Origin of the sequence: Moraxella sp. DOX410, assembly GCF_032248735.1 — a bacterium.
GTDB lineage: Bacteria > Pseudomonadota > Gammaproteobacteria > Pseudomonadales > Moraxellaceae > Faucicola > Faucicola tetraodonis.
In genome coordinates this window covers 787,883-810,944 of the sequence record NZ_CP135138.1, presented here as the reverse complement: position 1 = coordinate 810,944, position 23,062 = coordinate 787,883, and the positions used below count along the sequence as shown (strand labels likewise).

Annotated in this window: 19 protein-coding genes and 2 riboswitches; of the genes, 9 read left to right on the top strand and 10 right to left on the bottom strand. The window is 43.0% G+C overall.

What is annotated here, in order from left to right; translation table 11 throughout:
• Nucleotides 1–10: 10 nt before the first annotated feature.
• From lysM to ruvC, 5 genes are all read right to left on the bottom strand, one after another.
• On the bottom strand, nt 11–520 hold the full coding sequence (gene lysM / locus RNZ41_RS03690) for a peptidoglycan-binding protein LysM (protein WP_050325039.1): 510 nt from the start codon (nt 518–520) through the stop codon (nt 11–13).
• 278 nt (nt 521–798) lie between these two features.
• Nucleotides 799–1,902, bottom strand: coding sequence for a calcium:cation antiporter (locus tag RNZ41_RS03685; protein WP_096489145.1), 1,104 nt, complete (start codon nt 1,900–1,902; stop codon nt 799–801).
• An 86-nt stretch (nt 1,903–1,988) separates the two neighbouring features.
• Nucleotides 1,989–3,386, bottom strand: a complete 1,398-nt coding sequence (locus RNZ41_RS03680) for an MFS transporter (RefSeq protein WP_314027605.1) — start codon at nt 3,384–3,386, stop codon at nt 1,989–1,991.
• Between the two features lie 103 nt (nt 3,387–3,489).
• Entirely contained in the window at nt 3,490–4,350 is an 861-nt protein-coding gene (purU, locus tag RNZ41_RS03675) for a formyltetrahydrofolate deformylase (RefSeq protein WP_007114904.1), read from the bottom strand.
• A gap of 155 nt (nt 4,351–4,505) precedes the next feature.
• Nucleotides 4,506–5,108 carry a crossover junction endodeoxyribonuclease RuvC gene (gene ruvC / locus RNZ41_RS03670; RefSeq protein WP_007114903.1) on the bottom strand — a complete coding sequence of 201 codons (603 nt, stop codon included), beginning with the start codon at nt 5,106–5,108 and terminating at the stop codon, nt 4,506–4,508.
• A gap of 255 nt (nt 5,109–5,363) precedes the next feature.
• On the opposite strand from ruvC, the gene RNZ41_RS03665 reads away from it, so the two are divergent.
• The 4 genes from RNZ41_RS03665 to RNZ41_RS03650 all read left to right on the top strand — a co-directional run bounded on the left by RNZ41_RS03665 (nt 5,364) and on the right by RNZ41_RS03650 (nt 9,023).
• Nucleotides 5,364–5,999, top strand: coding sequence for an FxsA family protein (locus tag RNZ41_RS03665; RefSeq protein ID WP_060994365.1), 636 nt, complete (start codon nt 5,364–5,366; stop codon nt 5,997–5,999).
• A gap of 260 nt (nt 6,000–6,259) precedes the next feature.
• On the top strand, nt 6,260–6,967 hold the full coding sequence (locus tag RNZ41_RS03660; RefSeq protein WP_314027604.1) for a CoA transferase subunit A: 708 nt from the start codon (nt 6,260–6,262) through the stop codon (nt 6,965–6,967).
• A 17-nt stretch (nt 6,968–6,984) separates the two neighbouring features.
• Entirely contained in the window at nt 6,985–7,614 is a 630-nt protein-coding gene (locus RNZ41_RS03655; protein ID WP_314027603.1) for a 3-oxoacid CoA-transferase subunit B, read from the top strand.
• A 194-nt stretch (nt 7,615–7,808) separates the two neighbouring features.
• On the top strand, nt 7,809–9,023 hold the full coding sequence (locus RNZ41_RS03650; protein WP_314027602.1) for an SEL1-like repeat protein: 1,215 nt from the start codon (nt 7,809–7,811) through the stop codon (nt 9,021–9,023).
• 65 nt (nt 9,024–9,088) lie between these two features.
• On the opposite strand, the gene rnt is transcribed toward RNZ41_RS03650, so the two are convergent.
• From rnt to RNZ41_RS03635, 3 genes are all read right to left on the bottom strand, one after another.
• Nucleotides 9,089–9,817 (bottom strand): ribonuclease T, encoded by a 729-nt coding sequence (gene rnt, locus RNZ41_RS03645; protein WP_314027601.1) that lies wholly within the window; start codon nt 9,815–9,817, stop codon nt 9,089–9,091.
• A 43-nt stretch (nt 9,818–9,860) separates the two neighbouring features.
• A complete protein-coding gene (gene pyrC / locus RNZ41_RS03640) occupies nt 9,861–10,943 on the bottom strand; it encodes a dihydroorotase (RefSeq protein ID WP_313078003.1) in 1,083 nt (360 codons plus the stop codon).
• A 174-nt stretch (nt 10,944–11,117) separates the two neighbouring features.
• Complete coding sequence (locus RNZ41_RS03635; RefSeq protein WP_314027600.1) at nt 11,118–12,749, bottom strand: hypothetical protein; 1,632 nt, start codon at nt 12,747–12,749, stop codon at nt 11,118–11,120.
• 341 nt (nt 12,750–13,090) lie between these two features.
• Here RNZ41_RS03635 and RNZ41_RS03630 point away from each other — a divergent pair, with 341 nt between their 5' ends.
• The gene (locus tag RNZ41_RS03630; protein ID WP_314027599.1) at nt 13,091–17,368 is read left to right on the top strand and encodes a hypothetical protein; all 4,278 of its coding nucleotides are present in this window, start codon (nt 13,091–13,093) and stop codon (nt 17,366–17,368) included.
• Nucleotides 17,369–17,443: 75 nt separating this feature from the next.
• Here RNZ41_RS03630 and ruvB read toward each other — a convergent pair whose 3' ends face one another.
• A complete protein-coding gene (ruvB, locus tag RNZ41_RS03625; protein ID WP_062331309.1) occupies nt 17,444–18,427 on the bottom strand; it encodes a Holliday junction branch migration DNA helicase RuvB in 984 nt (327 codons plus the stop codon).
• Between the two features lie 94 nt (nt 18,428–18,521).
• Nucleotides 18,522–18,974, bottom strand: a complete 453-nt coding sequence (locus RNZ41_RS03620; protein WP_314027598.1) for a hypothetical protein — start codon at nt 18,972–18,974, stop codon at nt 18,522–18,524.
• Between the two features lie 456 nt (nt 18,975–19,430).
• A riboswitch (glycine riboswitch) is annotated at nt 19,431–19,547 on the top strand.
• A 31-nt stretch (nt 19,548–19,578) separates the two neighbouring features.
• A riboswitch (glycine riboswitch) is annotated at nt 19,579–19,713 on the top strand.
• Between the two features lie 139 nt (nt 19,714–19,852).
• Here RNZ41_RS03620 and gcvT point away from each other — a divergent pair.
• The 4 genes from gcvT (at nt 19,853) to RNZ41_RS03600 (ending at nt 22,967) form a co-directional block, all read left to right on the top strand.
• Nucleotides 19,853–20,986, top strand: coding sequence for a glycine cleavage system aminomethyltransferase GcvT (gcvT, locus tag RNZ41_RS03615; RefSeq protein WP_159676504.1), 1,134 nt, complete (start codon nt 19,853–19,855; stop codon nt 20,984–20,986).
• Nucleotides 20,987–21,100: 114 nt separating this feature from the next.
• Complete coding sequence (locus RNZ41_RS03610) at nt 21,101–21,487, top strand: MliC family protein (protein ID WP_314027597.1); 387 nt, start codon at nt 21,101–21,103, stop codon at nt 21,485–21,487.
• 230 nt (nt 21,488–21,717) lie between these two features.
• Nucleotides 21,718–22,098 carry a glycine cleavage system protein GcvH gene (gcvH, locus tag RNZ41_RS03605; RefSeq protein ID WP_007115930.1) on the top strand — a complete coding sequence of 127 codons (381 nt, stop codon included), beginning with the start codon at nt 21,718–21,720 and terminating at the stop codon, nt 22,096–22,098.
• 134 nt (nt 22,099–22,232) lie between these two features.
• The gene (locus RNZ41_RS03600) at nt 22,233–22,967 is read left to right on the top strand and encodes a nitroreductase family protein (RefSeq protein WP_282841943.1); all 735 of its coding nucleotides are present in this window, start codon (nt 22,233–22,235) and stop codon (nt 22,965–22,967) included.
• The last annotated feature ends 95 nt before the right edge of the window (nt 22,968–23,062 follow it).

The following is a 23,062-nucleotide window of genomic DNA, read 5'->3' as shown; positions in this document are numbered from 1 at the left end:
AAGGTAAAAATTAAGCTGGGATACGAAGCACTTGACCTGGATAGATTTTGTTTGGGTCAGAGAGTAATGGTTTGTTGGCTTCAAAGATTTTGTTGTATTGGTTGGTATCGCCATACACTTCTTTTGAAATTTTTGACAGCGTATCGCCTGATTTCACTGTGTACATACGAGATTCTGGCTCTTGCGTCGCAACCGTGATGTTATCTTCCACTTGTGCAACATACTGTACATTACCTGCCGCTAGAATGGCTTTTTCGCGCTCTGCTTGGTTAGCAGCAGAACCATTAATAGTTACTTTGTCAGTGTTACCGTCATAGTTGACTGATAGATTGTCAATTTTGGCATTTTGTTGGATGCGCTGAATCAATAAGTTTGCAATCTCTTGTGCAGATGGCTCAGTAGAAGCTGCAGGCGTTGCGGTTGGTGCAACGTTTGATGCGGGTGTCGATGCTGGCGCAGCGTCTTTGTTACGATGAAAGATTTTATCACCGATGTCTTTTGCAAAGCTAAATAGTCCCATTTGTTTTTCCTTATGTTGTAATATTTTAATGCACAATTTTTAATGTATGGTTCGTTGAAACTCTTAAATGATCGTTTCAACACCTCAAATGACTAGAATGACCTCTAATCACTACAACGATAATCGTGTTAAGTATGGCGTTATTCTAGTTGCCCTCTAGATTATCAAAAACTTAAATTAATGAGCATAAGTATTTAGTAAAAGAATGTTACTGATTGCAAGTATCCTTTCATTTATTACGTCATTTATTACGCCAATTTTCTATGCCCTTTATTTCTTTAGGGGATAATTGAGAAAAACACAAAAGTGGCTAACATGACCAAATGGATGATGCCATGTAAAAAAGTGGTGCGCCCGGTACTTAAAGTATTGATGGTTATCATCAGCGTAATAACCAGCATTAGCCCTTCTTTGGCAGACAACCCAAACATGACGGGCGTTGCTGTGAACATTGAATAAAGCGCGATAACAGGAATTGTCAACGAAATAGACGCCAAAGCCGAGCCTAACGCCAAATTTAAACTGTTTTGCAGCTGGTCGTTGTAGGCAGCTTTTAACGCGGCAATAGATTCAGGCAACAGTACCAAGGCAGCAATGATAATCCCTAACACGATTTTTGGCATACCCATCGCCAGCAGCGCCGCTTCCATCGCAGGCGACAACATCTTAGCAAGACCCACGACCGTCACCAAACTGAAAAACAAAAATCCCACACTCATCGCCGTGGTTAGCGTATTATCACTGTGATGCTGATCATCTACACCGTCGGCAATAAAATAATCACGGTGACGAATGGTTTGGGTAAAGATAAATGCGGCATACAAAATCAAACAGCAAATCGCTACAAACAGCAGCTGAGCGCCAATCATGAAACCGCCTGCAGCAGAGGTGGTAAAATTGGGTAAAATAAATACGATTAATGCAATCGCCAATAACACACTAATTGCCGCTTTACTGCCATGCAAACTATAACGCTGTACATAATTTTTGATACCACCAATTAACAGGCAAATACCAATAATCCCGTTACAAATCAGCATCACTGCTGCAAATACCGTATCACGGGCAAGCACCGCCGCATCGGTGGGTGTGCTACTACTCATGAGTGCCAAAATAAGTGCCACTTCAATCACAGTGACCGCCAATGCCAAAACCAACGTACCAAAAGGCTCACCCACTTTGTGAGCAATCACCTCAGCGTGATGCACAGCAGCAAAAACTGACCCCATCAAAAAAATCGCCGTCACGGTATTCATGATGATACCCGAAGGATGCCAAATCAAATGCACCGCAAGCACTAAAGCGGCGATACTTGGCGACAATAACGTCCAAATGGGTAAATTGATATTAAATTTTTGGTTCAGCCAAAATGTTTTTGCCATATCCCCTCCGCTCTATCTATATTTTCTAATTTATCATATAAATAGATAATATGGTCAAAAATATCAAAAATCAATTAAAAATGAAATTATTTCTCATTACTTTGTAATTTATGCCAGTAAATTATTGGTGTAAGACAAACAAAACCAATTAGCATACTCACCCAAAAATGCCATTGATAGCCCAAAAAATGCGCCATATAGCCGCTGGCAAAATGCGCTGAGCCGCCCAACACCGTCAATAGACAAACCTGCACGGTAAAATCACTCCCCGCATTGGCAGGGCGTGAATAATGCATAATGGTCGTGAGCATCGCAATCAGCGCCAACGATGCACAAAAATGCTCCAGCGCATTGACGACATAGAGCCACAAAAAATCAGTCAGTAACTGATGATAAAACCCATAAGCTACCAACCCATACAACCCTGTGGTCAGCGCTTGAGCAAGATTAAAATATAGCAGTGACGTAAAGCGAGTGAGTCGTTTCATCAAAATTGTGGCGACCCCTGCCCCAGCGACTGAGGCAGCCGAGCCCAAAATAGTTGCCCAAAAGCCAATTTGCTGCAAGTTGAGTCCAACATCAACCATCATCGGTTTGACCATACCGCTTGAAATGCCATCAGCAATTTTATAGGTCAATAACACCCCTAGCCAAGCCAGCATCTCCCGCGATGACCAAAAATATTGATAATGGTGGCTCAGGTAATTTTTTAGCGCCTTAAAACTGCCAGATTTTGCTGCCTGTACTTGTTTTTTGGGGGGCTCAACCGAAGTGTGGATGTGCTCTTTAAAAAACACGATGGGCACGGTATTCATTGCCACCAAAGCCGCCATGGCAAGAAAACTGTTGCGCCAGCCCCATTGTTCTAACAGCATCAGTAACACACCGCCACCGACAATAAGTCCCAGCCGATAGCCGATGACTTGTACGGCATTGCCTTGGCTTTGGCGATGATGGTGATTGGTAGTATGATTCACCGAATCCAGATTAGGCGCAGGCATATCATGGGTCAGCGGTTCTTTGGGCGCCATAGCCGCTTTAAGCAAACGGGTTGCTAGCCCATCCGTCGCCACATCGTGTGTCGCCCCAATGAGGCTTAAGGTAAATAACATCCCGTACAATGTCATCACCGAACGGGTTTGTGCCAAATTATGCGGTTCAAAAAATGCCACCGCAGTCAGGATGACTATCGACAGCCCTTGCATCGGCAAAATCCAGCTTTTGGCGCGTCCGATTTTTTGTGAATAATAGCCGTCCACGACAGTAGCCCACAGGAATTTAAGCCCCCAAGGTACCAAAATCAGCCCCGACCAACCAATGGCAACCAGTGAGACTTTGTATTCACGTAAAATCGCTGGCAAGGCTTGGGTGATAAATCCTGCGGGCAAGCCTTGAGCCAAATATAAGGTGAGCAGTAAGCCCAAGGTTTTATAGTGGGTCAAATGAGTGTGGGATGGTGGCGCAGGCGACTTTGATAACGGCATAGGACTACCACAGGTAGATTATTTTTATAATAATGAGAAGGGCGTAAAACCTACGCCCTAATAACAAGATAAGCTGCAATGATAGCAAATAACGGGTGAAAAATTAGTTAAATACCACCGTTTTATTGCCTGTGACAATCACCCGGTTTTGTAGATGCCAACGCACGGCACGGGTCAGCACGCTACGCTCGACATCTTGGCCAATCGCCCGCAATTCTGCCACATGGTGGCGATGGCTGACACGGTGCACGTCTTGCTCAATAATCGGTCCTTGGTCAAGGTCGGCTGTGACATAATGCGCGGTGGCACCAATCAGTTTGACGCCTTTTTCATAGGCTTGGCGGTATGGATCGGCGCCGACAAAGGCTGGCAAAAATGAGTGGTGAATATTGATAATTTTCATGTGCCAAGCGGCGGTAAATTCAGCCGATAAAATCTGCATATAGCGCGCCAGCACCAACAAATCACAGTCTTTTACCAGCGCTTGAATTTCGGCTTCTGCTTCTACTTTGTTGTCTTTGCTCACAGTCACTTGATGAAATGGCACACCAAAATTTTCTACCGCTTGGCGCAAATCATGGTGATTACTGACGACACAGGTAATCTCACAATCTAGTTGCCCTTGTTGCCAGCGCCATAGCAAATCAAGTAGTGCATGGTCATATTTGGACACCAAAATCGCCACTTTTTTACGTTTACTGTTGTCAAATAGTTTCCATTCCATTTGATAGATGCGAGCGACGGTATGCTCAAAACTGCCTTTCATATTATCGATGATATTGTCTAAATCATTGATAGCCATTTCAAGGCGCATAAAATATTGACCGCCTTCGGGCTCAGTCGAGTATTGGTCAAGGCTGATAATATTGGCGCCATAACGATAAAAAAATTCGGATACAGCTTGCACAATGCCTGCGCGGTCTTGGCATTTGATCAATAAGGTTGCAGTAGCTAGTTGGCTCATGAGGTACTTCTTGTGTTCAATTTTCAAAAGATGCCATTGTAGCGATTTTCGTGCTGACAAAGAAGTCTAAACCCGTCAAAAGCCTTGTTGGATATAAAAATTTTCTTGAGATTGGCGAACCCCACTGCTTTTTAACCTAACTTTTAACCTGCATTTTAACCTAAATTACCCAAATCAACTTCGGTCAATCGCCAGCGCCCTTTTTTCTTCGAGCGTCCACCTGCGCTTTGACCACCGATTACCGCTGCGCCGCCGAGCAATTTATTCAGTGTCTGGCTATGATAGGCATGACAAATCGCACACGCCAAGCCATCTGCCGCATCCGCTTGCGGCTGTATCTCAAGGCTCAACAAGCGCATCACCATAAGCTGAATCTGCTCTTTGTCTGCCGCGCCATAGCCACATACCGCTTGTTTGATTTGCCGTGCGGTATATTCAGCTACTTGCAAATCTTTGGCAACCATGGCGGCAATCGCTGCACCCCGCGCCTGCCCAAGCTTGAGCGCGGTATCGGGGTTTGATGCCATAAATACTTGCTCGATGGCGGCGGTCATGGGTTCATTGGTGTATTTTTGATAATGCTCAACGATACGGCTAATCCCATCAAATATCCGCTTGAGCCGCTCTGGCATGGTTTCCCCTTGGCTGTAAGCATGAATCGTGCCTGCATCCAAATGTTCAAGTTTATCTCCACTCAACCGAATGATGCCATAGCCTGTCAGACGTGAGCCTGGGTCAATACCAATAAAGATGCTCATAAAAGATGCTCGTAAAACATGCTCGTAAAAAAAGATACCCACAAAACAATTTTGCTAAAAATGCAGTCGAAGCTAAAAACATCGAAGCTAAAAATGCCGTCAAATTATAGCATTTATCAAAAATTTAACGAAAAAATTGCTGAATTTCAAAAAATTATTTGATAGTTTTATTCATTACCCCCATCATTATTGCATTGGTTAATGATTCATCGTTTGTTCTTTATAGTTTATTCACAATTTAGGAATCGTATTTTTATGGGAAACATAGTTGGGATTGCCATTGTCTGGTTGATTATTGAGATGCTGGTTTGGTATCTAATCGCACAATTTGTCAGTGGCTGGTGGGTGTTTTTGTGGTTTGTGGTGGCCGGTTTTGTGGGTGCAGCACTCATTAAAAAAGGCATAGCCACTTTAAAACCGATGGCTGGACAAGCCCAAGCCGCTATGCTTAACCCTGCCATGCGTCCCAATGAAAATTCCGTGGTGAAAGCGATTGCTTTTGCGGTGGCAGGTATCTTATTGGTACTGCCAGGTATTTTGAGTGATATTGCGGCACTTATTGTGTTATTACCTGCGGTACAAAATAAGTTCAAAGCCTTTGCCAAAGACTATGCCACTAAAAACCCAGAAAAATTGATGCAAATGATGGCAAGCAAAATGGGCGGTATGGATCCCTCAAAAATGGGTGGCTTAGGGGGTCTTGGCGGCATGGGTGGACAAAACCCGTTTGGCAGTCAAAATCCATTTGGTGGTATGGGCGGACAAAATCCTTTTGGGGGCTTTGGTAGCAAAAATAACAATGGCGGTAAATTTGGCACGACCATTGACGGACAAGCCAAAACGGTCAACTCGAACGCCAAACGCATCACCCGCTCTGCCAATGATGACTAGACAATGGATAAAAAATTGACTGTTAAACATTGATAAATTTAAGGCATCCCTAGTATGCCTTTTTTTATGCCCTATTTTTGCGAAAAACTGGGTTTACTTTTTGCAAAAATTCATGCAATGTGATTTACTTAAGACAAAATTTGTTATATAAATTCTATAATGATACAATTTGTTTCGTTTTTGAATTTTTAGGTTTGAGCGTGATTTTTATTTTTGGTAAATGATATTAACAACATTGGTTAGCGACAAGGAGTGAATGTATGACCAGCAAAGTATATGACAGCGCAGCTGCGGCACTTGAAGGCGTCATCAAAGATGGACAAACGATTGCGGTGGGTGGTTTTGGTCTGTGTGGTATTCCCGAAGCTTTGATTGAAGCCTTGCGAGATAGCGGCGTTAAAGATTTGACCTGTATCAGCAATAACGCTGGTGTCGATGGTTTTGGTTTAGGATTATTGCTAGAGACTCGCCAAGTCAAAAAAATGATTGCGTCGTATGTGGGTGAAAACAAAGAATTCGAACGTCAGTTTTTATCGGGTGAATTGGAAGTGGAATTGACCCCACAAGGGACGCTGGCAGAAAAATTGCGTGCCGGGGGTGCGGGCATCCCTGCGTTCTTTACCGCCACTGGCGTAGGCACCCAAATTGCTGAAGGTAAAGAAGAACGTGAATTTGACGGTCGTCAATATATCCTTGAGCGCTCATTAGTCGCTGATGTGGCACTGGTCAAAGCCCAAAAAGCGGATAAAGCGGGCAACTTAATGTTCAACAAAACGGCGCGTAACTTTAACCCAGATGTCGCCACGGCAGGTAAAGTTACCATTGTCGAAGTTGAGCAATTGATGGAAACTGGTGAGCTAGACCCTGACCAAATTCATTTGCCGGGTATTTATGTGCATCGCATCGTGGTCAATGCCAACCCAGAAAAACGCATCGAAAAAGTGACGACCAAAGAACAGACAAACTAGGATATAAGGAGATTACCATGGCATGGACTCGTGAACAAATGGCACAAAGAGCCGCAAGAGAACTACAAGACGGCTTTTATGTCAATCTAGGTATTGGTTTACCGACCTTAGTGGCGAACTATATTCCAGAAGGCGTCAACGTTTGGCTACAATCAGAAAATGGGCTGCTTGGGATTGATGAATTCCCAACACCCGATAAAGTTGACCCAGATTTAATCAATGCGGGTAAACAAACCGTCACCACAGCGACTGGTGCGAGCTTTTTTTCAAGCTCACAATCATTTGCCATGATTCGTGGCGGCAAAGTCAACCTTGCCATCTTAGGGGCGATGGAAGTTTCAGACAGTGGCGATCTTGCCAACTGGATGATTCCTGGCAAGATGGTTAAAGGCATGGGCGGCGCGATGGACTTGGTCGCAGGCGTTCAACGCGTGATTGTATTGATGGAACATACCAACAAACATGGTGAGCCAAAAGTATTGGCTGAATGTACGCTACCCCTGACAGGCAAAAAAGTGGTGAATCGTATCATCTCTGATTTAGCCATCATGGATGTGACCGATAATGGTCTAAAACTGGTTGAGCTAGCAGACGGCGTCACGTTTGAAGAATTACAATCAAAAACGCCCGTAACCATTGCCCAATAATTGCACTATAACACCTGCAAGATAACAACTGTAAAATAGCGCTGTCACAAGTCAGCGTTAAATTGCCATTAAAACGAAAGTAAAAAAGACAATAATAAAGGACAGTGACGCTGTCCTTTTTTATGGTTTTGGCTTTTTTACTTTCGGTGATTTGTCCTCTATAATGACATTACTATCAACATTTATCCAACACCATGATTGCATCTCGCTTCTCTCATCCTAAATTTGTCACCGATGAAGACAATCCGCTGATTGATCGTAAGTATCCTAATGAGATGGCTGCCGATGACGGCGTGGTATTGCCGCAAATTTATCGGTTTAACTTTACCGAGGTGCCAGATTTTAGCCAAACAGTGATGCAAATCACCCTGGTGATGGATAAGTCCACTGCAATTGATATACCCAATGATCATGAAGCAGTATCAGAAAATGTCATCCCTGCTACTGATAAATCTTTGCACATGGCTCAACAAACGGCGTCATCGGCGGCGCCCACTTCGCTCAACAACCCCCTTACTTCTCAATCGCTAACTAGTAAAATCCCATCAAAAACACGCTCAAATCGCCAGGTCATTGCGCAAGCAAGAGCCCAAGCCAAACAGATTGAACAGCAAAAACAACTTGAAGAACAGCAGCGCCAAGCACATGAAATCGCCCGCTATAAGGCAGAAGTTGAAGCCGCGCTACTCAATCCCACACTGCATGAAGGACTGCTCAATCAGCGCAAATCCATTGCTGAATCACAGGCAGTGGTCAACAAACATGCGATTTTTGGCGAGCTTACACAGGATTTGCAGACCATTCAATGGCTTGATTCAGACATGGCAGAACAAAGCCGAACAATGTATGAAAAAGCGGTTGCACTGATTCAAACAGCGCAATCAAGGGACAATTTATTAAAAAGCAACGTATTAGAAATCAATGCATTAGAAAATAATGTACTCGAAGAAAATGTAATCGAAAACACTCTATCAGCAGATAATTTGTCAAAAGCCGTACAAATAATTGATGAATTTGCCAAGAATGGTCTTGCTGATGCATTGCTGCGCCAAGCGCTGTGGCTATTTGAAGGCAATCACTTACTCAAGATTTCTCAAAATTCCCAACAAGCTTTGCTACTGTTGCAACAAGCAGCCTCGCAGCATGATAATCGGGCAGAGAAATTACTCAGTAAACTCTACTATGCAGGACATGGGGTTGAGCAAGATAACGAGATGGGCAAATACTGGCTAGAGCTGGCTGCGGCACATGGTCACCCTGACGCTATTCGCATTTCGCAAGGTATTGCCACCCTGTCATTACTCAAGCAAACCCAACGCGAAGATACTAGCTATGGCAAAAAAATGGCGCTTGCGACTGCGGCGCTGATTATGTTCATGATACTGATATTTGTCGCAGTTAAAGTTTAAAGGTTTGGATGAATTGTGATTTGGATATTAAACAAGGTTAAACATCCAAATCCCTACCAAAAAATTTAGCCATCAGTAGGGTCATCAGATGGCACCAGTACGCTCTCGTCATCGCTATCCTGACGCTCATCACCCTCCTCATCATTAGCCTCATCGCTCGCCAAGTTTGGCGTCAGCAGCGGATAATTGTTTAAGATATAACAAAACAATTCAGCCGTTTTTTGGGTGTCATATAAGGCAGAATGCGCTTCATTACCATCAAATTCTAGTCCAGCGAGTTTGCACGCTCTCGCCAGTACCGTTTGACCAAACGCAAGCGCGGATAAGGTGACGGTATCTAACACGGAAAACTGGTGAAATTGGCTTTGATTTTTGCTATTGGTACGCTCAATTAAAGCATTTAAAAAGCCCAAGTCAAAATGCGCATTATGCCCTACCAAAATACATTTGGTACATTGGGTCGATTGACGCACCGTTTTTAAATATTTAAAAATACGGCGAATGGCGGTTTTTTCATCTTCGGCAATGGCTTTTCGCATCGGGCTGTGGGGATTGATACCGGTGAATTGCAGGGCGCGCGCTTCAAGATTTGCCCCTTCAAACGGCTCAATATGGGCATTGACCGCCTCACCTGGGTAAAAACGCCCGGTATCATCCATCAAAATTGGAATACAGGCAATCTCAAGCAAGGCATCGGTTTTTGGATTGAACCCTGCTGTCTCTACATCCACCACCACGGGCAAGTAATTGCGAAAACGGTTGGCAATAGTCATCGATTCAGTTGTGGCGGTCATACGTTACCTTGCGGAAAAAACAGAAAAAATAAAGGGTGAACAATCATACGGCTAAATTAAATGGCATCACTTTCCAGTCCAGCGTTTGTCCAGCCATCAGCGGGGTCAAATCCTTACCGTCAAGATAAGGATAATGCTCGGGGACTTGCCATGCCTCACGCACCAAGGTCACTTTATCACTATTGATAGGTAAGCCATAAAATTTTGCCCCGTGAATACTGGTAAAACCTTCTAACTTATCAAGTTTGCCCACGCTTTCAAAGGCTTGGGCATACAAAGGCAGCGCAATCGATGCGCTATAACAGCCTGCACAACCGCAAGCATTTTCTTTGGTATGCGTCGCATGGGGCGCAGAGTCAGTACCAATAAAGAATTTGGGATTACCACTGGTTGCCACATCAAGTAATACTTTTTGGTGACTTTGGCGTTTTAAAATCGGCAAGCAATAAAAATGCGGTTTAATCCCGCCCACCAGCAGGTGATTACGATTAAACAGTAAATGCTGCGGGGTAATCGTCGCTGCGACATTTTTGCCCTGTGACAACACAAAGTCAGCGGCATCACTAGTGGTGATGTGTTCAAAAACGATTTTTAGCTTTGGAAATTTATCAATGAGATTGACCATCACTTCATCAATAAAGCGTTTTTCACGGTCAAAAATATCAATATGATGGTGCGTCACTTCACCATGAACCAACAGCGGCAAACCCAACGCTTCCATCTTGGCAAATACATCGGTGCAATGATTGATATGGCTCACCCCATCCGCAGAATTGGTGGTCGCACCTGCAGGATATAACTTGACTGCTTTTACTACACCTGAATCAACGGCGGCTTCAATGTCTTCTGCCGTCAGTGACTCGGTCAAGTAAAGCGTCATCAATGGCTCAAATTGCTGGGAGATACTGTCATTGGGCACTCGCGCCAAAATACGCTCACGATAAGCGATAGCATCAGCGGCTGTTTTGACGGGCGGCACCAAATTTGGCATACAAATGGCGCGGCGAAAATTGGCCGCAGCATGTGGCACCGTCGTGGCAAGCGCCTGCCCGTCCCGTAAATGAATATGCCAGTCATCAGGGGCAGTAATAGTAAAAGTATTGATAGATGCAGTCGCTGCGCTCATGATTTCCTCGAACAGTTTTGAGAGTGCCTTAAAAAACAACGTCAAAAACCGATAACTGAAGCGTTGAAAAACTTGTGCATCATAGCAGTTTTAGGCAAAAAACGACATGAAAATATTCGCAAACCCAGTACTCCGACAAATAATACGTCAGTTTATGTCGTTTTAATAACGGTGTTAATGAGTTTTGGATTTATTGCTAAGTTTATTATTCGCCTTATTGTTTACTTTTTTATTGGCTTTGTTATTCGCTTTGCTATTCGCTTTATTATCCGTCGTGTTATTTACCTTTTTATCAGGCTTTTTAGCGGATTTTTTGTCAGTAGCCGTTGTTGACGATGAGGTTTTCTGCGATTTTTGTGGCGATTTTTGTTTTACAGTTTTATCGTTAGCTGCTGATTTTTTGCTAGCGCTAGTGGTTTTTTCAGAAGGTTGCTTGTCGCCTTTGGTCGCTAAGTTAGCTTTTTTGTTATCTGTTTTAGCATTATTTCTAGAGTTAGGGATAGAATCACGGCTAGTGTCATTGCCAAAATCCGGGCTGGTTGTTTTTTTGCGCTCTTTGTTAGGCTGCTTTTTATCAGATTTTTTCATAGCTCGCGCTTTTTCAGCTTGCGCTGAATGCTTATTATCTTGTGATTTGTGATTATCTCGTGGTTTATTATTCTCTTGTAGTTCAGAGATAGCTGCTTTTTTGCTAGGCTCAGTCATTATTATCGGGTTAGTTATATCCGCTGCCGAGGCAACTTTTACTATCGCCACATCGTGATAAACTGGGTGTGCCACTGATATTTCTGCCGATGGTTGGGGGGCGGCAGGCTTATCTTTGGCGCTCACCAACGCGCTTATTCCGCCAAAAACGGCGACAGATAATACGGTGGCGGTCGCAATCCAATTTTTTTGTAACTTATCTATCCAATGAGCGGGTTTGCGAACTTGCGGTTTGGCAAAAATACTGCTGGCTAAAAGGGCTGTTTGTGTGTTTGACGTCACCGCTTTATTCATTTGGCGATTCCCTTTTGAAATCACATGTTGATTTAAGTGACTATGCGGGATGGCTATTGGGGCAATGTTGAAAAAATTGGACGCTTTATAAATAGTCATTTGCTGGACAATATGCTGTTGATAGACAGGCAAGTCCGCAACATTTTGAATTTTTGACCATTTTAATTGCTGTTGTTGTATTGCTTGAAAACTGACAGCGCGCCTAAAACCCACTGCATTCATCAGCCCCGTATCTTCTGGCGACATAAAAAAAACGGGCTGCATCGCAAGCCACTCAGTAATCTGCGCTGAGTCCATGGTTTTTTGTAGTTCACTTATCATATCTGCCAAATTTATCGACACCAATGCAGTGATGGTTTGCCAAATAATTAACAGGTTATCTAAGGGCAGACGGGTTTTTTCCAGTAACACACCGGCAATCATCGTTTTTTGGGTTTCATCATCAAACCACTGCTCAAAAATCGATGCGCTTTTTTTAGACAGTTGTTTTAAGGTTACAAAGTTGATGCCGTCTTCAGTCAAATTTTTTGTAACGAAAGCAGTGAAAAATTCGGGGGTAAAACTAGTTTTATCTGTTACCTGCGGCAAAGTTTGATGGATTAATGACGGATTTTGCTGAACTTTTGCCGACAACTGATACAGCATGACTTTTAACAGCTCAGGCACCACTTTTTTTAGATAACAAATTGATACGTGTGACCCATCTGCGACTATCGCTAGCAATGGTGGCAGAGTGTTTGCCCAAAAATGATATAACGATATATGGTCAATGATATTACAAGGCGTTGAAGGATTTTTTGACAGCATATTTTGTCACTTAATTTACATTTTTTGGCGTTGGGGTGGTTAGTGAGTTTTTAGCAATATCGTAGATGCTGGGCAACTTCTTTATACGCCCTCTAAAAAAATAGCGTTAAATTTAGAAATCTTGTTGATACTTTATAATTTCCATTTGATTAAATTCATCAAATTATGATTAGAATTTGTTGTAACTTTTGTGCAAACTTAGTAAAGTAGACAACATCAAAAATTATATTTTAGCATCAATTACGTAACATTTTCTGCTCATCGAAAAATTGGTAATTTTTTCTGATTCTATTTATCTCTATCGCTTTATTTAGCAGTCTTACTCACTTTAGGATAACTTTATGGCTATCTCTACCAACCTAATCAAGTCCTTTCAACTCTCTGCATTGACGACCGCACTTGCCCTCGCTGGTTGTGGCGGTGGTGGCGGTAATGATACATTGCCCCCGCCTTCGAAGCCAGGTCAAAGTAATGGGGATACCACAACTCCCACTACTAATGTTAAAGATGTTGATAGTATGACTATCACCAAATCTTTTAATACTTTCATTCTTAAACAAGACGAAAAGTTTACAATTATTGCTAATGCGTTAAAAAGTGGTAAACCTGTAGAAGGTGTAATTGTAGATGCAATCATTCCAGACCCAGCGACAAGTGGAATCTATGTCATTACACCAACACCTATTACCACCAATGCCAATGGTGAAGCAGCGATTGAACTGCAAATTAAAGATTTGGCAAAAGCAACCGCTTATTTAAAAGCAAACAGTGATAAACTTTCAATTAGTGTGAAACCAACCAATAGCAAGCAAGCCATTACGAATGGAACAATTAGCTTAACTGGCGCTGCACCGGCTACATCTACTGAAATAACTAATGTTATTAACGATGCCCGTTCACTTATGCTTTCTCCCTCCAATGCAAACTTCAAACTTGAGGTAGGTACGCAAATTACAGTAAGTGCATTTGTCGCTGATAGTAAAGGCGGCGCTTTAAAAAATGTTCCTGTTACTTTTGATTTACCAGATTTACCAAGTCTAGGTATTTATAATCTTTCTGGCTCTACTGTAAATACCGATGATAGAGGTATTGCTACAATTACTTTGCAAGTCATGTCTTTAGATAAAAGAGAAGATCTAAAAAATGGTTTTCAAGTTAATGCCTTTATTGATAGAGATATTGATTTAAAAGCGTCAAATAGACCAACCTTTAAAGGTGTTGATAACCTTGATACCAATACTGGTTCGGTTACAGCAGAAAGCTTAGTTAACTCTATTATTCTAACCCCTAATGTGGACTCAATTCCCTTAACTATTGGTTCTACATTCACATTAACTGTAACGACTAATGATAAAGACAACAAACCTATTAGTAATGCGCCTATTGCCTTCACTTATCCAACACTTGCAGAATACGGATTGACGGTAGCAAATTCTTCGGCAACTACGAATGGATCTGGTCAAGCTACTGTTATTTTCACAGTAAACTCACTGACTACTGCTCAAAAAGCTAAATTAATCGAAGGCTTCACCGTTAATGCATCTTCTAATGGTAAATTTGCCCAAGCGAGCTTGACCGCTAAAAATGAAACAGCTGAAAGTTTAGTAAACTCAATTAGCTTAACCCCCAGCGTTGATACAATCTCTTTGACGCCTAACGCTCAGTTTAGTATAACCGCAACAACGCTTGGTAAAGATGGCAAACCTGTTAGCAATGCACCTGTCGCATTTAGTTATCCCACACTCGCTGATTATGGACTAACCATAGCCAGTTCTTCTCCTAATACGAATGGTTCAGGTCAAGCAGTGATGACTTTTGCTGTCAACGCTTCTTTGACCACAGCCCAAAAAGCTAAACTAGCTGAAGGCTTTACGGTAAATGCCTCTTCAAACGCTAAGACCGCTACTGCCGTTACTTTAAAATCTATAAAAGTAGCAACTGTTGCAGATATCGCTAAAGTCAGTTTCTTTACAAACAAGGATTTGACAACCAACACTGGTGACACCATTAATATAACTGCACAAGTCAGAGATGCCAACAACGTAAGTCTCGCCAATATGCCTGTCAGCTTTACGCTATTGGATGCGGCAGCTGCGACGGGTATAACTAATACTACCCCACTTCAGGCAACCACCAATGCCAATGGTGAAGCGGTATTAACCTTAAAAGTCGGTGCGCTCACCCCAGACCAAAAATATTATCTACAAACCAGTGGTCTATCATTTAAGGCAACTGCCGGTGCTATCACTAGCTCAACGGTCACCTTAAGAACCCAAGAAGCGATTACTGCCAATAGCGTCAACTCATTGCTATTAACCAGTGATTCAGCAATTCAATTGGCTGTTGGCTCAAAAGTCAAAGTCACAGCGCTTGCAATAGATAAAAACGGCGCCATCGTGCCAAATGCGCAAGTCAGCTTCAAAGTCCCAACGGATTCTGGCTTGGTCAATAATACAGGTGCGGTTGTCAATACCAACGCCAATGGTGAAGCAACCATTGAAGTTGAAATCAAAGACTTGGCAAAAGCAACGACTGCCTTGCAAAATGGTTTAGTCGTCACTGCCCAATCTGGTGTGTCTGTGGGTACTACTACCGTCCGCAGCGCAACAAGCAATGCCAATACCCCTGCTTATCAATTCTTTGTCAACAAGTCAAAAGATAGCTTGACTACTGGCAGTGATGAAATGACTCTAACGATTCATGTCACTGATACTAAAGGTGGTATCAAAGCGAATGTTCCTGTATATCTACAAATCTTGGATAACGGTGTTAGCTATGGTTTATCTTTTGATAAAACGTCATCCTTAACTACTGATAGCAGCGGCAATGTCGTTGTCACACTTAAACAAAGCGATATAGGCTTGTTATCCAGACTTAACCATGATGCTAAAGTAAAAGTAATTGTCAATGATGGCAATTACCAAGCCGAAGAGCAGACACTAGATATTGCAGTATCAGGTACAGTGATTCAAAATGCTACTGCTTCGCAAACCTCTGTATTGCCAACTGACAATGTGACACTGACAGGCACGCTACTTGATGGCACCCAAAAAGCCATCGCTAATACCACCATCGAATTGTTTAACAAAGATGACCCAACGACTGTTATTGAGACAGCCGTTACCAATGCAGCAGGTACCTATAGTGTTACCAAGACTGTTTCGCAGTTAGGCGCCGATGCCAGTGGTAAAATCAACTTAGCAGTTCGTGTAAGTAATCAAGCTAACCCAGCGAGTTATCAAGTATTTAGCAATCTTTATACTTTGACCAAGCTTACTCCAAATACCACCACCATCACTGTTAGCCAAAATGGGATTAATACAGTCGATAATGAAGCATTGGTTGATCAGCCTTATACGATTACTGTCAATACCCCAAAAGTTGCTGGCATTACTAAAGTATATTTATCAACCACCAAAGGACAACTCACTGTTGGTAGTCAGACAGGTACGCGTATATCAGCGGATGTCAGTGATGGGAAAGCTGTGTTCAACCTTACCTCAGGTGTCCCAGGTAATGCAGTATTGACAGTTGAAGATGAACAAGCTAAGCCATTACTCAGTGATAATATTAGCTTTATTTCCAGAAACGTAGATAAATTCTTCTTAAACTCTGACATCACGATTGTTAATACCAATGGTGAAGCCAAAGTTACAGCAACCGTCAAAGATAGCCTAGATCGTCCTATCAAAAACGCGATTGTTGAGTTCTCACTTGTCAAAGATGCTTCAGGCGGCAGAATTAGTAATGCCTACGTGCTCACTGATGAAACGGGTCTTGCAACTATTCGCTACTATGCAGGTAAAGTGCCTACCGCAGTCGATGCCGTACAAATCAAGAGTGATGTCAAAGCCGTACGCGTTGGCAATACTGATATGCTGATTAACTCACCAAAAACTGCTATCAAAACACTCACGGTACAAAATCAAGCCGCATCGATTGGGGTGAGCTTCTCTGATAAAGTTGCCTCAAGCGATGATGAAGTATACTACATCATGAATGGCTCTATTTATGTGGTTAATAGCACTGGTAAACCTGTGGTGAATCAACCTGTTTCTGTTTCTGTGATTCCTGACTACTATCGTGGTGGCGAGTTCTATGCCGCCAGAGATGCCTCTGGCAATGCAGTCGCTTGGGGTATGCGTGCTTACCGAGACTTTAGCAAAACTCTTGGCATCATACCAACCAAGATTGAAGATATTATCTGTCGTGCTGAAGACCTTAACCTTAACAACATTCTGGATGTTGGCGAAGATACTAACACCAATGGTAAACTAGACCCATTTAATCCAGTCGCTATTTTAGGTGGCGATGGTAGCGTACTAACGCAAGATGGCACAGCGACGTTAACCACCGATGCCACAGGTAAGCTTGACATCAAACTACGCTATGCCAAAGATACCGCCAACTGGTTTACCGCAAATGTGCGTGTCACTACTAAAGTCGATGGGACTGAATATGTACAGCAGCGTTCAAAATTTGAATTCCCAGTACTAGTAACAGATATCACCGATTTTACTATTCGTCCAAACTGGCGTAGTCCCTTTGCTGATGGCGCGGTTATCAATCCAATAGACAGTGGTTCTGGTTATAATGTGTGTTTAACACCTTATAAATAACTAACCCTATTAAATTAGTAAAAACCCCTTACACAATGTAAGGGGTTTTTGTTTGTCACTACAACATTCAAAAAACTAAGTCAACATCCGCCCCCGTGCGGTGCGTACGATATAGCCTTGCTGAATCAGATACGGCTCAATCACATCTTCAAGCGTGCCTCTATCTTCTGCCAAAGCCGCCGCAATCGACTCAACCCCCGCAGGCCCGCCATTAAAGCGCTCCTCTAGCATCTCAAGATAACGTCTATCAAGATTATCAAGCCCGCGTTTATCAACTGCGAGCATATCGAGTGCGCTATGCGCAATTTCAGCAGTGACGGTGCCATCGCCTTTAACTTGGGCATAGTCACGTACGCGGCGTAGCAAGCGATTGGCAATACGCGGGGTGCCGCGCGAACGTCTAGCGACTTCCACCGCCCCTTCTTTGGTCATAGGCACGTTAAGCAATCCAGCCGATCTTGTGACAATGGTCGTTAAGTCCTCCACATTATAAAACTCTAATCGCTGTACAATACCAAATCTATCCCGTAGTGGCGAGGTTAACAAACCTGCTCGCGTGGTCGCAGCCACCAAAGTAAAAGGCGGCAAATCAAGCTTTATGGAGCGTGCAGCAGGTCCTTCGCCAATCATAATATCAAGCTGAAAATCTTCCATCGCAGGATACAAGATTTCTTCAATCATCGGACTTAACCGGTGAATCTCATCAATAAACAGCACATCACCCGGCTCTAGATTGGTCAGCATCGCTGCCAAATCACCCGCGCGTTCAAGCACAGGACCAGACGTCGAGCGCAGATTACCGCCCATTTCACGGGCGATAATGTTGGCGAGTGTAGTTTTACCCAGTCCAGGCGGTCCAAATATCAAGGTATGGTCGAGCGCTTCTTTTCTCGATAATGCCGCGTTGATAAACACGCCCATTTGTTCTTTGACCACAGGCTGACCGATATATTCAGCGAGTAAGGCTGGACGGATATTATTGTCATTCTGGTCTTCTGAGCGCCCCATCGGACTAATTAGACGTTGCTGCGAATTGGCACTTGAAAAAGGTGGAATCATAAGTATTTGACACTAGTTGCAAGTTTTAACAGGAATAATAGCACTGGCAAATCTTGCCAGTGCTATGGGATGTACAGAGAAAAAGCAGAAAAATTTAGGGTAACACACGGTACAATGTCATCGCACATTGGGTGCCTTGACTGTCCTTGCACCACTGCATCTGCTCGCCTTGCTGTTTCACATAAGCGACCAAAATATCGCCCGTCTGGTCAACGCGATTGCCAGAACAGTCTGTTGCATTGTTATCATATTGGGTTTGAATCGCTAGTGCGGGTAAGCCATGGCCTGTGTCAGCGTACAAGTATTTACCATACGTAAATTCCTGACCGCTTGAACCGATAAATTGCTGATCGCGCCCAAAATTATAACGCTCTTGGCAATTTGGCTGCGCAGCGTCGGTTTTATCAAGTCGCAGCTGCCACTGTCCTGCGATATTTGGCAAAATATGAGTCGACACTTGCGCCAATTGCTGTTGGGTTTTGCTATCGTCGGGCAACGTACCCCCCATGGCTAAACTGGTTAAAATGCCTATCAACGAAATATTCATGAAGTCCATCGTTATTTTATTCCTTTTATCATGCCATCTTTATAAGGTAATAACCCAACTCATCTACCAGTTCTCAATCAGCCAATTTTCACTCAGCGAGGTTAGCACCGACGTTTATAGTAACTTTTAATAGCTTTTAGTAACAACTTTTGGTATTTGGGGTTAATATTCAAAGATATTCAAAATGTTAAAGGCTAAATTATTCTGCTTTTAATGGGGTCAGCACGCAAAAATTTAACCCAAAACCACAAAAATTATTTAAGCACTTTATTTAAACACTTTAACTTTATTTAACTACTTAAAGTTTCATGTTCATCAGTGGCTTTAATCATACTTGCTTTTGGCTTTATTTGCTATAACACAATAATCCTCATAATGCAGTCTTGCCAAAACATCAGGCGGTCATAAAATCTGTGCAAATTTGCTTGTCAAAAAGTTAAAAACCCAGCATAATAACCGAAGATTTCAGGAGAGAATGTTGTTTTGTTTTTCATCAAATTATGAAATACCAAAACCATCACCGAAGGCGTAAAGACCCTATAATCGCTCAGGTAAAAGGACTGGAATCGTAATTTTTGGCAGTGGCGTATGCACTGCATCAAAATATAACAAATCTGGAGAGTGTGTTGCTTTGCAATACCACCGAAGGGGAAAAGATTGACTTGTCTGTCTATACTATAAGAAGTAAGAAGTTGACAAGTCGATTGAAAATCTCAGGTAACAGGACAGATAGGGCTGATAGCTACCGACATCAGGTTGGGTTAGTTTTAGTGCTCTATTGATGTGCGATGTTTGGTTTTAGCGTTTTATCCCACGCTATTAAAACATCAAATCAAACATCAAACCGTTATTTGATTTTACCCACTCAAGGATTTGCCATGTCAGCCACAGACAAGCCTTTAAACCGCACCCCTTTTTATCAATCCCATATCGATAGCAACGGCAAAATCGTTGACTTCTCTGGTTGGCAATTGCCTATCCATTATGGCTCACAGATTCAAGAGCATGACGTTGTGCGTACGGATGCGGGCATGTTTGACGTGTCACATATGGTCGTGACTGACATCGCCGGCAAAGACGCCAAAGCTTGGCTGCAAAAACTGCTCGCCAATGATGTCGCCAAACTCAAATTTGTCGGTAAAGCGCTTTATTCTGCCATGCTAAACGAAAACGGCGGTGTGATTGATGACTTAATCGTTTACCGGATGAACGATGCAGAGACCGAGTATCGTATTGTATCAAATGCCGCCACCCGTGATAAAGATTTGGCACAGTTTGACAAAATCGCCAAAGACTTTGCTGTCACCATTACCGAGCGCCCAGAACTTGCTATGCTTGCGGTACAAGGCCCCAATGCTCTGCAGAAACTGAGCCAAGCCAAACCAAATTGGGCAGATAGCCTAACTACCTTAAAACCCTTTGTGGGCAAAGATTTGACCGACATTGAAGGCGTAGATTGGTTTGTGGCGCGTACCGGTTATACGGGTGAAGACGGCGTTGAAGTCATTTTGCCACAAGCACAAGCCTCAGCATTTTTTACCTTACTCAAAGACCATGGCATCGCCCCAGCAGGATTAGGTGCCCGTGATACATTACGTCTTGAAGCGGGCATGAATTTGTATGGTCATGAGATGGATGAATCCATCAATCCGTATGAATGCGGTATGGCGTGGACGTTAGCGGTAAAAGATGATCGGGATTTTGTGGGTCGTGAGGCTATGCAAGCCAAACAAGACCAAGCGATTGCTGAGGGTAATGACGTCATGCAAGTAGGTTTAGTGCTAGAGTCACGTGGGGTACTGCGTGAAGGCATGATGGTAAAGCTAGACAATGGCAAAACTGGCGTAATCACCAGCGGTACCTTTAGCCCAAGCCTCAAACAATCGATTGCCATTGCCCGTATTCCGAAGACGACGGATACAGCAGCCACCGTTGATTTGCGGGGTACACCGACGCCAGTACGTATCATTTCGTTACCGTTTGTTAGAAATGGCAACAAACAATTCAACTAAGATTTTATCATGATATGATGGATTTAGCGCTTATTAATGAACCATATTCAAATGATTAGTCAGCGTACTTTGAAAAACCGATAATAAATTCATCATACTTTAGAAGGTAAAATCATGAAAAAATTACTGTTTGTTGTACCGTTTTTGGCAAGCTTGGCGGCCTGTACCTCAACTCCTGTGGCACAGCCTAGTCCGTCACAAGTGTTGGCAGTTCAAGCAAATTCACAAACCTTTAAGTGTGACAACAACACTGAAGTTGTGGCATTCTATGGTGAAGAAAACGGCAGCAATGTCGCTAATTTAAAAATTACCTCGCCAATGCTCGGTCTAAACCAAGCGGCGATGGTGTTAAAACAAGATGTATCAGGTTCGGGTAACCGCTATACCTTGTCAAATGCCACCAAAACTACCATGTATGATTGGGGCGTTAAAGGTGCAGAAGGTGCGTTAACCGTGACCTCACAAGGTCGTGATTATAACTTTGTGTGTAATGCTATTTAATCCGATTCACTTGTTGAATGGGTTAAACCGCTAAGTTGGTTTTTAAGTTTGGTCGATATACATTGTATCGACCAAATTTTTGTTACTCAGTTTGTTAAATTACTTAGGTTTTAAATACTAGGCTTTTAAAACTAGGCTTTTAAAAATGTTTAGTAAAAAGGCGCCAAGTGTGACTGCTTGGCTAACAGCCTTTTATTTTCACCCCTACTTTCGCTTTGAGGAAAATAGTTATGAGCAATATTCCAGCAGATTTAAAATATGTGGCTAGTCATGAATGGTTACGCCAAGAAGAAGACGGTACTATCACCGTTGGTATTACTCACCACGCCCAAGATTTGCTCGGTGACATCGTATATGTTGAATTGCCTGAAGTGGGTGAACACGTTGACGTGGATGCTGAAATTGCCGTGGTCGAATCTGTAAAAGCTGCCTCGGATGTTTACGCGCCCATCGCTGGTGAAATCCTAGCAGTCAATGAAGCATTGGTAGATGCGCCAGAAACCATTAATGAAGACCCTTATGGTGAAGGTTGGTTCTTTAAAATCAAACCAGACAATGCCGATGATTACCAAGGCTTGATGGACGCAGACGAGTACCAAGATAGTATTTAATTATCTTTATCTCATTGCTTTTATCTAATCGTCGTTATAGAGCCTAGCACTAAGGTAATCGCTTGATTACCTTAGTCTATTATCCTATCAATTAACTGTAATGCATCCTTTATTTTGTTAACTTGAGAGCTGCTATGTCAACACTTACCCCGCTTGCTGACCCAAAAAAAGCCAGTTTTTATGATGTGGTGAGCACTCGCCGTTCGGTACGACGCTTTACCAAAACGCCCATCAGTGATGAAGTGCTCAATGCTTGTCTCGATATGGCGATGTTAGCGCCTAGCTCAAGTAATTTACAGCCTTGGCAATTTTTTGTGATTGAATCTGAAGAAAAGCGCCAAAAAACTGTGACCTATTGTATGAGCCAAAATGCAGCAAAAACCGCCAATAAGCTGATTGTCGTGGTCGCTCGTACTGACACGTGGCGTCAACATGCCAAAGACAATATCAAGTATTTTCCCGTCAAACCCGTACCAAAACCTGTGCAAGATTATTATGGCAAGCTTATTCCGCTGACCATGACGCGCGGTGTGATGAATGTGTTCACCCCTGCCAAATGGGCGCTGACGCAAGCCACTCGCAAAGTCAGAGGTGCGATGGTTGACCCCATCTATGATGCTGATGATCTCAAAAACTGGGCGCTCATTAGCACCTCACTGGCTGCCGAGAATTTGATGCTCGCCTTGCGTGCCCACGGTTTTGATAGTTGCCCGATGGGGGGATTTGATGAGCCGCAACTCAAAAAATTGCTTGACCTCAATGAAGAGCAGCATATTTGTATGGTGATTGCTGCCGGTGAACGCGACGAGCGTGGTATCTATAGTGAGCAATACCGTTTTGAGCGTGAGCGCTTTATCGTTAAGGTGTAATATCGTTAAAGTGTAATTTTTATCCATTCAACCGATGTTTGTCATGGTAGCCATGACAAAACCTGCTATTTTTATTTTCAATGTTTTATCAGACG

Coding starts and splice junctions, on each gene's coding strand:
- lysM (WP_050325039.1), bottom strand. CDS start 520: ATGGGACTATTTAGCTTTGCAAAAGACATCGGTGATAAAATCTTTCAT.
- RNZ41_RS03685 (WP_096489145.1), bottom strand. CDS start 1,902: ATGGCAAAAACATTTTGGCTGAACCAAAAATTTAATATCAATTTACCC.
- RNZ41_RS03680 (WP_314027605.1), bottom strand. CDS start 3,386: ATGCCGTTATCAAAGTCGCCTGCGCCACCATCCCACACTCATTTGACC.
- purU (WP_007114904.1), bottom strand. CDS start 4,350: ATGAGCCAACTAGCTACTGCAACCTTATTGATCAAATGCCAAGACCGC.
- ruvC (WP_007114903.1), bottom strand. CDS start 5,108: ATGAGCATCTTTATTGGTATTGACCCAGGCTCACGTCTGACAGGCTAT.
- RNZ41_RS03665 (WP_060994365.1), top strand. CDS start 5,364: ATGGGAAACATAGTTGGGATTGCCATTGTCTGGTTGATTATTGAGATG.
- RNZ41_RS03660 (WP_314027604.1), top strand. CDS start 6,260: ATGACCAGCAAAGTATATGACAGCGCAGCTGCGGCACTTGAAGGCGTC.
- RNZ41_RS03655 (WP_314027603.1), top strand. CDS start 6,985: ATGGCATGGACTCGTGAACAAATGGCACAAAGAGCCGCAAGAGAACTA.
- RNZ41_RS03650 (WP_314027602.1), top strand. CDS start 7,809: ATGATTGCATCTCGCTTCTCTCATCCTAAATTTGTCACCGATGAAGAC.
- rnt (WP_314027601.1), bottom strand. CDS start 9,817: ATGACCGCCACAACTGAATCGATGACTATTGCCAACCGTTTTCGCAAT.
- pyrC (WP_313078003.1), bottom strand. CDS start 10,943: ATGAGCGCAGCGACTGCATCTATCAATACTTTTACTATTACTGCCCCT.
- RNZ41_RS03635 (WP_314027600.1), bottom strand. CDS start 12,749: ATGCTGTCAAAAAATCCTTCAACGCCTTGTAATATCATTGACCATATA.
- RNZ41_RS03630 (WP_314027599.1), top strand. CDS start 13,091: ATGGCTATCTCTACCAACCTAATCAAGTCCTTTCAACTCTCTGCATTG.
- ruvB (WP_062331309.1), bottom strand. CDS start 18,427: ATGATTCCACCTTTTTCAAGTGCCAATTCGCAGCAACGTCTAATTAGT.
- RNZ41_RS03620 (WP_314027598.1), bottom strand. CDS start 18,974: ATGAATATTTCGTTGATAGGCATTTTAACCAGTTTAGCCATGGGGGGT.
- gcvT (WP_159676504.1), top strand. CDS start 19,853: ATGTCAGCCACAGACAAGCCTTTAAACCGCACCCCTTTTTATCAATCC.
- RNZ41_RS03610 (WP_314027597.1), top strand. CDS start 21,101: ATGAAAAAATTACTGTTTGTTGTACCGTTTTTGGCAAGCTTGGCGGCC.
- gcvH (WP_007115930.1), top strand. CDS start 21,718: ATGAGCAATATTCCAGCAGATTTAAAATATGTGGCTAGTCATGAATGG.
- RNZ41_RS03600 (WP_282841943.1), top strand. CDS start 22,233: ATGTCAACACTTACCCCGCTTGCTGACCCAAAAAAAGCCAGTTTTTAT.